The sequence below is a fragment of the Lentimicrobium saccharophilum genome (genome assembly GCF_001192835.1).
GTDB classification, from domain to species: Bacteria; Bacteroidota; Bacteroidia; order Bacteroidales; family Lentimicrobiaceae; genus Lentimicrobium; species Lentimicrobium saccharophilum.
In genome coordinates, this window is the sequence record NZ_DF968182.1 from 180,710 (window position 1) to 194,093 (window position 13,384).

Here is a 13,384-nt window from a genome sequence, read left to right on the forward strand (position 1 = left end):
AATCATCACCAACATTTTTTACAGTCAATGAATAAAGCTTATCCTGAAAACCCAATGAATTTTACCGGTAAGTCAATTGAAATGCAGGTAGTTGAACATGAAAATGAAAGCTACTTTAAAATTTCAGATCATGATCTGATGCGGCCGTTCTTTATGAGCATCGTCAGTGACTCCAACCACTGGATGTTTATAGCAAGCAACGGAGGACTCACTGCCGGGCGGAAGAACCCTGAACTTTCCTTGTTCCCTTATTATACCGATGACAAAATAATAGAATCGGCTGATATTACCGGAAGCAAATCCGTGTTTCAAATACGGGCAGACGATCAGATTTATGTATGGGAGCCTTTTTCCGAAAGGTTTACCGGTAAGTATTCCATCAGCCGTAACCTTTACAAAAACATCTATGGCAATAAAATCATCTTCGAAGAAATCAACCATGATTTCGGGCTGATATTCAGGGTTCAGTGGAATTCGTCGAAGGTGTATGGTTTTGTAAAAAAGTCGGCACTGGTCAACACTTCGGACAATGATTACAAAATCACCCTGCTGGATGGTTTGCAGAATATCATGCCTTACGGGGTTCCCAGCGACCTGCAGCGATCAACCAGCAACCTGGTAGATGCCTACAAGAGAAGTGAACTGGAGCCGGAATCAGGAACCGGTATTTTTGCCCTCAGCGCCATTATTGTTGATAAAGCCGAACCCAGCGAAGCGCTGAAAGCGAACATTGCCTGGTCGCTGGGGCTGGATCATCCCAAACACCTGCTCTCATCCCTTCAGCTGGATCATTTCAGGCAGGGCGGAGCGATCTCGGAAGAAACGGATATTAAAGGGGAGAAGGGAGCATATTTTGTTTGTGAGGGAATTCTGCTGCCTGCCCGAAATGAGAAAAACTGGAAACTCATCGCCAACGTCAATCAGAATCACGCGCAGATCATCAGCCTGTGTCAGGAAATTAAAAACGTTGCGGATCTTGAATTAAAGATTCAGGAAGATATCGATTCCGGAACGCAAAAAGTGATTGAACTGGTTGCAAGTGCCGACGGGTTACAGTTTACTGCTGACAAACTCACCGATTCCCGCCATTTTTCCAATGTCCTGTTCAACATTATGCGTGGGGGCATCTTTGATAATGGTTATCTGATTAAAAAAGAGGATTTTGTCAGTTACCTTTTGAAGGCCAACCGGGAGGTTGTGAGCCGGAATCAGGAAACAATCGATGAACTTCCTTATAATTTCAGCCGGTCGGCGTTGCAAAACAGTGTGTCCGGTATTGATGATGCTGACCTGATAAGGCTTTCTTCGGAATATCTTCCGTTGAAGTTCAGCCGCAGGCATGGCGATCCCAGCCGCCCGTGGAATTATTTTACCATCAATATTCAGCATGAAACTGACGGATCAGAAATTCTGGATTATGAGGGGAACTGGAGGGATATTTTCCAGAACTGGGAAGCGCTGGCGCTTTCATATCCTGAATTTGTTACCGGTATGATCTTCAAGTTTCTGAACGCTTCAACATTCGACGGTTACAATCCCTACAGGATTACAAAAGACGGTTTCGACTGGGAAACCATCGAACCCGATAATCCATGGTCTTATATCGGATACTGGGGTGATCATCAGATTATTTACCTGCAGAAATTCTTTGAAATCGCTGAAAAATTCCGCCCCGGCACATTGCAGTCACTTCTTGACAAAGAATGGTTTGTTTATGCCGCAGTCCCATACAGGATCAAGCCTTACGACCAGATTCTGAAGAATCCGAAAGATACCATTGAGTTTGATCATAAATGGGACGATGCGATCAGAAAAAACCGTGAATCACTTGGAGCCGACGGCGCATTGCTTTCCGACAGTAACCGGAATATCTGTCATGTGAATTTCACCGAAAAGGTACTGGCCACCGTGCTGGCTAAAATGTCAAACTTTATACCTGAGGCCGGAATCTGGATGAACACCCAGCGCCCGGAGTGGAACGATGCCAACAACGCCCTGGTCGGCAATGGCGTTTCAATGGTTACGCTTTACTATCTGCACCGCTTCTTAGAGTTTTTCCGGAATATTCTGGATAAGACCGGAACAGAAAGCGTGAAGATTTCGGAGGAATTGACTGATTTTTATCATTCGCTGAATAATACCCTTCTGGAATTCAGCCCATTGCTGACAAACGGCATCACTGACCAGGACAGAAAAGTGATGCTTGACCGTCTTGGATGGGCTGCATCCGGCTACCGTCAGCGTATTTATAACAACGGTTTTAAAGGCACCAGGCAAAGCATCTCCCTTGAAGGGCTGAAGAAGTTTACCATTGTTTGCCTTGATTTCATTGAACAATCCATCCGTGTTAACAAAAGGTCAGACAATCTGTATCATGCTTACAATCTGATGCATGCCACCGAAACCTCGGTTTCCTGTTCTCATCTTTCTGAAATGCTCGAAGGCCAGACGGCGGTGTTAAGTTCGGGTTATTTAACTTCTGAGCAGGCGCTGGAAGTATTGGATGCACTCAAAAGCAGTGCCCTGTTCCGCGATGATCAGTACAGTTACATTTTGTACCCTAATAAAAAGCTGCCCGGATTTTTAGAGAAGAACAATATTCCACCCCTCAGGGCGCGGGAATCAGCGCTGATTAAGCGACTGATTGCCGATGGAAATACGGAGATTGTTGAGCGTGACGTGCTGGGAGGCTTGCATTTCAACGGTAATTTCAAAAATGCCGCTGACGTGAATGCAGCGCTGAACAGGCTGTCTGAAGGTGTTTACCGTGAGTTGGCCGAGCGGGAGCGTAAGCTGGTTCTTGACATCTTTGAAGAAGTATTCAATCACAAAGCTTTTACAGGCAGGTCGGGCACTTTTTATTCCTATGAAGGGCTGGGATCAATCTACTGGCATATGGTTTCGAAACTGCACCTGGCCGTGCAGGAATGTTGCCTGAAAGCCATTGAAACCGGCGCTGATAAAAAAGTTATTGGCAGATTACTGGATCACTATTACGAGATCGAAGCGGGCATCGGCGTGCATAAATCTCCCGGGCTTTACGGGGCCTTTCCAACTGATCCCTATTCGCACACCCCGAGACACAGGGGGGCGCAGCAACCCGGTATGACCGGGCAGGTTAAGGAAGATATTCTGGTCAGATTTGGCGAATTGGGGGTGTTCGTCAATGAAGGAAGACTTTCATTCAAACCCCGTCTGCTCAGGAAGGATGAGTTTCTCCAACAGGAGGGCATATTTAAATACAGAAAATGTAACGGCGGCACCGGAGAAATAAAACTTGCTCCCGGGCAGCTGGCCTTTACCTGTTGTCAGACCCCTGTAATCTATTTTCTTTCAGCAAACGATGCGATTACTGTCTTTTACGCCAACGGTGACAAAACAGAAACTGAAGGCAATGTCCTGAGTCAGGAAATCAGCAGCCTGATATTCAGAAGAACCGGTGAAATAGAAAAGGTTGAAGTATCAATAAATAATAAGTGATGAGCGACAACGCCGCGAAATTGTCCATTAAGGAAAAAATCGGTTATGGTCTGGGTGATACAGCCTCCCACTTTGTGTGGGACATGGTTGGCTTCTGGATTTTGATTTTTTACACCGATACCTTTGGAATATCCGCGGCTGCCGCCGGAACGATTATGCTCATTGCGCGTTTCTGGGATATGGTCAGCGATCCTATTATGGGTGTAATCGCTGACAGGACCAGCACCCGATGGGGGAAGTTTCGTCCCTATCTGCTTTGGATGGCGCTCCCATACAGTGTGCTGGCTGTGCTGACTTTTTCCACCCCCGATTTAGGAGATACCGGAAAAGTTATTTATGCCGGGGTTACCTACTTGCTGCTGATGACCGTTTTTACGGCCATCAACCTGCCTTATTCGTCGCTGGGCGCTGTCATGACGTCCGACTCTTATGAAAGGGCCGGGTTAAATTCGTACCGTTTTATTTTTGCCTTTGTGGGTCAGTTTATCGTTACCGGAACTGCGCTTTACCTGGCCAGCTACTTTGGCAAGGGCGATAATGCCAAGGGATATCAATACACCCTGATGCTGTTTGCAGCCATCAGTTTTGTGCTGTTTATCATCACCTTCAAAACCACAAAAGAAAGGGTAAAACCTCCGGCTGAACAACAAAAAAATCTCAGGCAGGACCTTAAGAATCTTTTCAGGAACCGGCCCTGGGTGGTTCTTTTCTTTGTAGGCATTGTTTCGTTTGTCATGTTTGCCCTGCAGAACCTATCGATTGCTTATTACTTCAAGTATTACATCGGGCAGGAACAAAACGTGCAGATGTTTAATGTAATCGGCACCGTTGCGCTGATACTCGGAATTCCCTTTTCAAAACCACTGGCACAGAAGTTTGGGAAGCGCAATGTTTACATAGCCAGTTCACTGATCTCCGGCCTGTTTTTCATTCTGCTGTATCTTCCGGGCAGCCAGAATATCTATGGGATTTATATTCTGAACATTCTGGCCAAATTCACCTATGCCCCTGCCGTGCCGCTGCTTTGGACCATGCTTGCCGATACTGCCGATTATTCCGAATGGAAATTCGGACGGCGTGCGACCGGTCTGGTGTTTTCGGCAGCCACTTTTGCACAAAAGGCAGGATGGGGAATCGGCGGCGCGCTGGCAGGCTGGTTACTGGTGCTGTTTCAATTTGTCCCCAATATAGAGCAGTCGGCCACCTCCCTGAACGGGATCAAGCTGATGATTTCTGTGTTTCCCGGAGTGCTCTATATGTCGGTTGCCATTCTTCTGTATTTCTATGCCATTGACCATAAAACCTGCCTGCTGATGCAGCAGGATCTGGAACAGCGGAGAAAAGAATCGTAAAACCATTGAAACCATCTGTTATGCAATCCGGAAAAATGAAAAAAAATTATAATGTAGTCGGGAATTTGCTGCATTTCCTGATTTTAGGTGTGTCGGTTCTCCTGTTTGCTTCATGCTCGCAAAAAATCGTAAGCACCGGCAAAACTGCCGCTGAGATATTGGGAGATCCAAATTATCAGGCCATCTCCTATGGAGGGTATCGCGAATTATCGAGAGATATACAGCCAACCATTCCCCAGCTGAAGGAAGACATGAAAATTCTGTCTGCCATGGGAATCAAGCTTGTTCGAACCTATAATGTTTACTACGACGAAGCAGCCAATCTGCTGGAAGCCATCAGTCAGTTAAAAAAAGACGATCCGGAATTTGAAATGTACATTATGCTTGGTGCGTGGATAGACTGTAAAAATGCCTTTACCAAACTGCCCGACCGGATCAGAAACGAAGAGAGTCCCGAAAATAAGAAGGAAATCAGCCGCGCTGTTGAGTTGACACAACAATATCCTGATATCGTTAAGATTATTGCAGTCGGTAATGAAGCCATGGTACACTGGGCGTGGGAATATTACGTTGAGCCCGGTATCATCCTTAAATGGGTAAAGTATTTGCAAAAACTGAAGAAAGTCGGGGATTTACCTGAGAATTTATGGATTACAAGTTCCGACAATTTTGCATCCTGGGGCGGCGGCGGGAGCGAGTACCACCTGGAGGAACTGAACGAACTCATCCGTTCGGTTGATTATATTTCAATGCACACCTACCCCATGCACGACACCCATTACAATCCTGATTTCTGGGGAGTGCCCGAAGAGGAAGAAGGATTGTCAGATATGGAAAAAACAGATGCAGCGATGATCAGGGCAAGGGATTATGCCATTGCTCAATACGAAAGTGTTGTCGCCTATATGCAACGTCTGGGTGTAGATAAGCCCGTTCACATCGGCGAAACCGGCTGGGCAACCCAATCCGACGGCTTTTACGGCCATGACGGTTCCCGGGCGTGCGACGAATATAAATCAGCGGTTTATCACGATCTGATGCGCACCTGGACAGACTCAAAAGGGATAACCTGTTTTTATTTCGAGGCGTTTGACGAACAATGGAAAGATGCGGCAAATCCGCGGGGTTCAGAAAACCACTTCGGGCTGATTAACCTGCAATCTCAGGCTAAGTATACCTTGTGGGATATGGTGGATGCCGGTGTTTTTGATGGGTTAACCCGCGACGGCAAACCCATCACCAAAACATTTGATGGCGATAAAGCTGCAATGATGCAGGAAGTGAAAGTGCCGCCAACCGCAAAAGAAATCAGTGAGCGCAAGTAATTAAAAACCAGCAACATGAAGGCAGCTGCAAAACATTTGTTCTTTTACTTTCTCATAATCATCCTGATGAGTAGTTGTAATAATCCGAAACCATTGGAAGTTGAAATTTTTGAGACATCGGCAAACGGAAATCAACTCACCAGATTGACTGAATTCCCGGATTCTGAGATAAAAGCGGAAATTTCCATATTGCCTGAGCAGGAATTTCAGTCAATCGTGGGTTTCGGGGGTTCCTTTACCGAAGCTTCTGCCCACTTGCTCAACCGGGTAAGCAAGGAAAACCGGAACAGAGTCCTGGAAGCCTATTTTGGTGAATCCGGGGCCCGCTATTCCCTCACGCGCACCCACATGAACTCCTGCGATTTTTCACTGGGCAACTACTCTTATGCCCCTGTGGATGGAGATATGGAACTGCTTCATTTTTCCGTAAAGGAAGATATGGATGACATCATTCCCATGATCAAAGATGCCCAGGCCATTTCGAAGGAGGGTTTTAATATTATCTCGTCTCCCTGGACCGCGCCGCCCTGGATGAAAGACAACAAGGACTGGCGCGGCGGAAAACTGTTGCCGGAATATTATAACACCTGGGCGTTGTTCTTTTCAAAATATCTGGACGCTTATCGAGCTGAAGACATAGATATATGGGGAGTTACGGTTGAAAACGAACCATTGGGCAACGACAGCAACTGGGAAAGCATGCACTACACGCCTCATGAAATGACGGAATTTGTTAAAAATCATCTGGGACCAAGATTGAAATCTGAGGGGCGTAATGTAAAAATTCTGGGATTTGACCAGAATCGTGATGAACAGTTAAAAATTTGGGTGGATGTTATGTTCGGTGACGAAATTGCCGGGGATTATTTCGATGGAACTGCAGTGCACTGGTATGCCAGCACCTTTGAGTATTTCCCCGAAGCTTTGCAGTATGTTGTAAATAAAGCTCCCGGTAAGCATTTGATTAACACGGAAGCCTGCGTTGATGCACAGGTGCCGAGGTGGAAAGATGATGCCTGGTACTGGTCGGAGGAAGCCACCGACTGGGGTTGGACCTGGGCCCCCGAAGACCAGAAATACCTGCACCCGAAATATGTTCCTGTATACCGGTACGCACGCGATATCATCGGATGCCTGAACAACGGGATAGATGGATGGGTGGACTGGAATATGGTCCTTGACAGACAAGGCGGACCTAACTGGGCAAAAAACTGGTGTGTTGCCCCCGTTATTGTTGACCCTGATAAAGATGAAATCTATTTTACCCCCTTATATTACACCCTTGCACATTTCAGCAGGTTTATCCGGCCCGGGGCAGTAAGAATCGGATTTACGAATACCGGGGACAGCCTTATGGTAACAGCAGCCCGCAATCCCGATGGCAGCATTGCTGTAATCGTATTTAATCCTGAAGAAGCGGCAAAAGGAGTTCATTTAACCCTGCATGAAAAATCGGTTGAATTTGCCATCAATGGGAAAGCCCTGCAAACCATTCTGATAAAAAGCAAATAAGAATATTCTGACAACTATTGAATAACCTAAAATCAATAAACTATGTCAACCCATGTAACACCGTTAAAAGACAAGGTTCCCCTGGCACAAAAAGCAGCCTTCGGAGCCGGGCATCTTGTGAATAATTTATTGCCCGGATCACTTGGGGTCTTCGCTTTCTTTTTGCTTACCGCCTTTGGGATGGATCCGTTTCTGGCAGGATTACTAGGAGGTCTGCCACGCTTTTTTGACGCTATTACCGACCCCATCATGGGTTATATCTCGGATAATACAAAATCGCGGTTTGGACGCAGAAAACCTTACATATTTATCGGAGCCATTCTCAGCGGAATTTTATTCGCCGTTTTATGGCAACTCAGCCCGGATAATTCACAAATGTATAATTTCTGGTATTTTCTGATCCTTTCTATGGTTTACCTGATTGGAAACACTATGTTTTCTACTCCGCTGATCGGTTTGGGATATGAAATGACTTTTGATTACAACGAACGCACCCGTTTGATGGGATTTTCGCAAACCATCGGGCAGATGGCATGGATGATTGTCCCCTGGTTCTGGGTCATTATTGCCAATCCTGATTTATTCTCCACACAGGCGGTTGGTGTTCGCAATTTGTCAATTGTAGTCGGGGCTATCTGTATGTTTCTGGGTATGATGCCTGCCCTGTTCTGCAAAGAAATTGACCAGACCAACCTTACCAACCGCGATGAACTCACACTGAAGAACATTGCAAGAAATTTCAGGAGTTTGCTTCACAACATGGTGCTGATTTTTAAGAATATGACATTTGTCAGGCTTTGCGCGGCAACATTCCTGGTATTCAACGGCTTTCAGATGGTTGCATCGTTCAGTTATTTTATCATCGTTTTTTATTTGTTCAAGGGTGATTACGGCCTTGCCGGAACATGGCCGGCATGGTTCTCAACCGTGAGTGCTATGTGCACTGCCTTTATAATTATCCCGGTAATTACCTGGATGGCGAACCGGTGGGGTAAGCGCCGGGCTTTTATCTATTCAACGTTCCTTTCCATTATAGGTTATGCTTTGAAATGGTGGGGCTTTAATCCTGAAAATCCCTGGCTGATGTTTATGCCCCTGCCCTTAATGGTATTTGGAATCGGCGGATTGTTTACCCTTATGATGAGCATGACCGCAGATGTTTGTGACCTCGATGAGTTAAACAATGGTATGCCCCGCAAGGAAGGTACTTTCGGGGCCATCTACTGGTGGATGGTAAAACTCGGGCAGGGACTTGCCCTGGTACTGGGTGGCCTGGTGCTGAAGCTGGTGGGTTTCGACCAGAATGCCGCACAGCAGACGGCTGATACCATCACCAATTTAAGGCTTGCCGATATTCTTGTACCTGCAACTACTGCAGCCCTGGCAATCTGGGTTATGTGGAAGTATGATCTGTCGGAAGAAAGAGCGATGGAAATTAAAAAAGAGCTGGTCAACCGGAGGGGAGAGTTGTAATCAGCGATCAAAAACAAAGTTAAACCGAAACCCAAAATCTGAAAAATATGTCATTTAGAAAGGAACGATTACAGAACTTCAAGAGGCCGGAAGGAATCCGGAAAGAATTGTTGTACGACGAAAAGTCTCCGGAAGATATTAAAAGTTTGTTCCTGGAAGTGCTCCACGGAGGCGTAAGCGGATTCTGCTTCAGCATTTACGAAGAGGGGCAAAAACCCGGAACGATTATATCCGATGCGCAGGTGAGAAGAAGAATGCAGATACTTAAACCTTACACCAATTCGGTACGATCGTTTTCCTGCATCGAAGGCAATGAGCTGGTTCCTAAAATTGCAAAGGAGTTCGGCATGAAAACCCTGGTGGGAGCCTGGCTGGGAACGGATAAGGAAAAGAACCTTCAGGAAATCATGAGCCTGATTCAACTGGCCCGCGACGGATACGTGGATTATGCTGCAGTGGGGAATGAAGTGCTTTACAGGAAGGATTTAACGGAACACGAACTGCTGGAAATTATCAGTTATGTAAAGAAGGAAATCCCGGATATCCCTGTTGGCTATGTTGATGCCTATTATGAATTCGCCGAAAGGCCGGCCATAACCGAGGCTTGTGATGTGATCTTCTGCAACTGCTATCCCTTCTGGGAAGGTACCGGCTTCAACGACTCTTTTGAGCATATGCAACAGATGTATCATCACGCACTGATGGCGGGCAACGGCAAAAAAGTCATCATCACCGAAACCGGCTGGCCTAGCCAGGGTCAGTCCCTGAGAGGGGCAGAGCCTTCAAATCTAAATGCCATGAAGTATTTCATCAACACAAACCTGTGGGCGATAGATGAGAATATTGAAGTTTTCTATTTTTCTTCCTTTGATGAAACATGGAAGGTCGGTCCGGAAGGAGATGTTGGCGCCCACTGGGGGATCTGGGATAAGTCGGAAAAACTAAAATTTGTTGATGGACACATTTCATAAATTAGGCATTATACCCGGAAAAGCGCTGTGCTATTCCGGGTTCAGGGAAGGTCAGAAACCCGGGGGTGTTTATCCTGGTTATGAGGAGGTAAAGGAAGATCTTCTGCTTCTCAAGGATCATTGGAAATACTTGCGGTTGTTCGACTGTGATGAGCACACCCGGACGGTTCTGGATGTTATCACCCGGGAAAAGCTGGACTTCAGAATAATGTTGGGCGCATACATTGTAGCCGAGATGAACAATTTCAACTGCCCCTGGAACGGAGGTGTGTATTCGGAGGAACAACTTACCGAGAACCGCAAAAGCAATATTGACAAGATTGATAAACTGATTGAACTTGGCAATCAATATCCCGGCATCATCTTTTCACTTTCGGTGGGGAATGAAGCGTGTGTTGAATGGACCGACCATTACGTTCCCGAGAGCAGTGTGCTGGAATATGTGAGCAGGGTCAAAGCAAAAGCAAAACAGCCCGTTACTTTCTGCGAAAATTACGCGCCATGGATCCTGAAGCTGGAAAAACTGGCCGCCGGGGTGGATTTTATTTCCATTCATACCTATCCTGTCTGGGAATACAAGCACATCAACGAGTCGCTTGACTATTCAAAACAAAACTACTATTCGGTTGCCGGTAAATATCCCGACAAGCCGGTGGTAATCACGGAAGCCGGATGGGCAACCAATTCGAACGGAAGAGGAATCAATCCCTGGCATGTAAATGAAGAATTTCAGATGATCTATTTTGAAAAACTCATGGAATGGGTTGAGAAAGAAAATATCCTTGCTTTCTTTTTTGAAGCTTTTGATGAATCATGGAAAGGATCATCGGAACCACTGGAACCCGAGAAACACTGGGGCCTTTTCAGGTCTGACAGAACGCCCAAAATGGCCGTAAGAAAATTGATACAGCAAGAATGAAATAATTGTTTAATACTTAAACGCCTGACAACATTCCTGAATTCTTTGAAATAAGCAGTTTTAATAATGTCAACCAATTTATTAACCTAAAACCAAATAAATGATGAAAAAAACTACGACTATTTTATTGATGCTTATTGCATCAGTCAGTTTTGCCCAGAACAATCCGGTTGATTTTGAATCAGGCGGATTCGGAGCAGACTGGACCTGGGCTGTTTTTGAAAACGACAGCAATCCTCCGTTGGAAATTATTGCAAATCCTGATCAATCCGGTGCAAACACTTCAGCTACTGTTGCTAAATTCACCGCTTTGCAAACCGGAAATCCATGGGCCGGATGCGAATCTTTACACAATGCCGATCTTGGCCCATTTGTATTGGATGAAACCAATAATCTTATCAAGATCATGGTCTGGAAATCTGTGATCAGCGATGTTGGCATCAAACTGGCTTCCCCATTGGGCTGGTCGCAAGGTGAAATCAAAGTTGCCAACACTCTTGTGAATCAGTGGGAAGAGCTTACATTCGACTTTTCAAACTTCATCAACCCTCCCCCTGATCAGGGACAATTGGATCAGATCATCATTTTCCCCGACTTTGACCTATCCGGAAGAACGCAGGATAATATTGTATATTTTGACAATATTACCTTCAATCCTCAGGGTGGAAGTAATCCTGATGTGCCAACAGTTGCAGCGCCCATTCCTCCTCAGCGCAATCCCGGGGATGTTATTTCGCTGTTCAGCGATGCTTATACCAATGTACCTGTAGATACCTGGCTTACAGGATGGTCGGCAGCAATGCTCGAAGAGCTTACCATCGCAGGCAATCCCACTAAAAGATATTACAACCTGGATTATGCCGGAATTGAGACCGTTCAGAATCAAATCGATATATCGGAAATGCTTCAGTTGCATTTAGATGTTTGGTCGCCCAATTTCACTTTCTTCGGAATCAAACTGGTTGATTTTGGCCCTGATGGTGCCTTTGGTGGAGGTGATGATTCAGAACACCAGGTCAATTTTGAAGGATTGGCGCAGTCTCAATGGGTCAGCCTGGAAATCCCTTTGACCGATTTCACCGGATTAAATGCCTTGAATAATATCGCACAGTATATTCTGGTAGGTCAGCCAACCGGTTTAAGCAATGTGTATGTTGATAACTTTTACTTTTATAAAGGGGAGCCGGTAAGCACCTCTGATATCAGCCTGACCGGCAAAAGGGTTGTATTATATCCGAATCCTGTAGAGCAGGGTGGTCAGATTTACCTCGGATCAAACGTTTATCAGGTCGATGTGCTAGACCTGAGCGGCAGGGCTTTAATCTCCGTCAACAATCCGGCCATTGAAACCGGAAACCTCAACCGTGGAGCTTATCTGCTGAGAATCCAAACCAGAGATGGTTTAATTCAAACGCACAAACTCATTGTAAACTAACAAAGATAAATTTGTGATGGGTGAGCCGTCAGATTGTTGACGGCTCATTCTTTACAGTCACAAATCGCAACCTTCTTTGATCATATCCGGTGCTGTAAAGCAAGTGGATCGTTACATTCATTTTTTAAAAAAAATATATGAAAAAAACAGGATTTCTCTTGTTGTTGATGCTTATTGTGTCAATAACCTTTGCTCAAAACGCACCTGTCAATTTTGAAACAGGTGGTTATGGAGCCGACTGGACCTGGACCGTGTTTGAGAACGGACCGAATGCCCCGCTGGGGATCATCACCAACCCTGACCAGAGTGGAATCAATACCTCTGCAACGGTAGCCTCGTTCACGGCTCTTCAAAGCGGTCAACCCTGGGCAGGATGTGAATCAGCTCATGGTGATGATGACCTTGGGCCTTTCGTGCTGGATGCAACCAACTCCATTATCAAAATCATGGTCTGGAAATCCGTGATCAGCGATGTGGGAATTAAACTGGTGGCCGCCAGCGGCTGGGCGCAGGCCGAAATCAAAGTGGCCAACACCCTGATCAATCAATGGGAGGAGCTTACGTTTGATTTTTCTGCTTATCCCAATCCTCCGGGAACAGAAGGCATGTACGATCAGATCGTGATTTTCCCCGACTTTAATCTGTCGGGAAGAACGCAGGACAATGTTATTTACTTCGACAATATCACGTTCAACGAACAAGGCACTTCGCCCGGTGAGCCAACCGTAGCAGCACCGGAGCCACCGGTGCGCGAACCCGAAGATGTTGTCTCGGTATTCAGCGGTGCTTACACCAATGTGGCCGGCACTGATTTCAACCCCAACTGGGGCCAGACAACCGTTGTAACTTTCCCGCTGATCGCGGGCAACGAAACCATGAAGTATGCCAACTTCAACTACCAGGGAACGCAGTTTGCC

Annotated in this window: 9 protein-coding genes; all 9 read left to right on the top strand. The window is 46.0% G+C overall.

Features of this window, described 5'->3' with window-relative positions:
- The first annotated feature begins 27 nt into the window (after positions 1-27).
- A complete protein-coding gene (locus TBC1_RS00640) occupies positions 28-3,480 on the top strand; it encodes a hypothetical protein (RefSeq protein ID WP_062037044.1) in 3,453 nt (1,150 codons plus the stop codon).
- The gene (locus TBC1_RS00645) at positions 3,480-4,832 is read left to right on the top strand and encodes an MFS transporter (RefSeq protein ID WP_062037047.1); all 1,353 of its coding nucleotides are present in this window, start codon (positions 3,480-3,482) and stop codon (positions 4,830-4,832) included. The genes TBC1_RS00640 and TBC1_RS00645 overlap by 1 nt, the downstream gene beginning before the upstream one ends.
- Positions 4,833-4,867: 35 nt before the next feature.
- Positions 4,868-6,157: a glycosyl hydrolase family 17 protein gene (locus tag TBC1_RS00650; RefSeq protein WP_082189579.1), complete on the top strand. Its 1,290-nt coding sequence runs from the start codon at positions 4,868-4,870 to the stop codon at positions 6,155-6,157.
- 15 nt (positions 6,158-6,172) lie between these two features.
- Entirely contained in the window at positions 6,173-7,669 is a 1,497-nt protein-coding gene (locus TBC1_RS00655) for a glycoside hydrolase family 30 protein (protein ID WP_062037050.1), read from the top strand.
- Between the two features lie 42 nt (positions 7,670-7,711).
- Positions 7,712-9,142 carry an MFS transporter gene (locus TBC1_RS00660; protein ID WP_062037053.1) on the top strand — a complete coding sequence of 477 codons (1,431 nt, stop codon included), beginning with the start codon at positions 7,712-7,714 and terminating at the stop codon, positions 9,140-9,142.
- Between the two features lie 47 nt (positions 9,143-9,189).
- Positions 9,190-10,113, top strand: coding sequence for a glycoside hydrolase family 17 protein (locus TBC1_RS00665; RefSeq protein ID WP_062037056.1), 924 nt, complete (start codon positions 9,190-9,192; stop codon positions 10,111-10,113).
- Complete coding sequence (locus TBC1_RS00670; RefSeq protein WP_062037059.1) at positions 10,097-11,032, top strand: glycoside hydrolase family 17 protein; 936 nt, start codon at positions 10,097-10,099, stop codon at positions 11,030-11,032. The genes TBC1_RS00665 and TBC1_RS00670 overlap by 17 nt, the downstream gene beginning before the upstream one ends.
- Before the next feature lie 100 nt (positions 11,033-11,132).
- Complete coding sequence (locus tag TBC1_RS00675; protein ID WP_082189422.1) at positions 11,133-12,467, top strand: T9SS type A sorting domain-containing protein; 1,335 nt, start codon at positions 11,133-11,135, stop codon at positions 12,465-12,467.
- Between the two features lie 137 nt (positions 12,468-12,604).
- Positions 12,605-13,384 (top strand): hypothetical protein (locus TBC1_RS17970; RefSeq protein WP_062037064.1); only part of this gene is annotated, 780 nt, incomplete at its 3' end.

Coding starts and splice junctions, on each gene's coding strand:
- TBC1_RS00655 (WP_062037050.1), top strand. CDS start 6,173: ATGAAGGCAGCTGCAAAACATTTGTTCTTTTACTTTCTCATAATCATC.
- TBC1_RS00675 (WP_082189422.1), top strand. CDS start 11,133: ATGATGAAAAAAACTACGACTATTTTATTGATGCTTATTGCATCAGTC.
- TBC1_RS00645 (WP_062037047.1), top strand. CDS start 3,480: ATGAGCGACAACGCCGCGAAATTGTCCATTAAGGAAAAAATCGGTTAT.
- TBC1_RS00670 (WP_062037059.1), top strand. CDS start 10,097: ATGGACACATTTCATAAATTAGGCATTATACCCGGAAAAGCGCTGTGC.
- TBC1_RS00640 (WP_062037044.1), top strand. CDS start 28: ATGAATAAAGCTTATCCTGAAAACCCAATGAATTTTACCGGTAAGTCA.
- TBC1_RS00660 (WP_062037053.1), top strand. CDS start 7,712: ATGTCAACCCATGTAACACCGTTAAAAGACAAGGTTCCCCTGGCACAA.
- TBC1_RS00650 (WP_082189579.1), top strand. CDS start 4,868: ATGAAAAAAAATTATAATGTAGTCGGGAATTTGCTGCATTTCCTGATT.
- TBC1_RS00665 (WP_062037056.1), top strand. CDS start 9,190: ATGTCATTTAGAAAGGAACGATTACAGAACTTCAAGAGGCCGGAAGGA.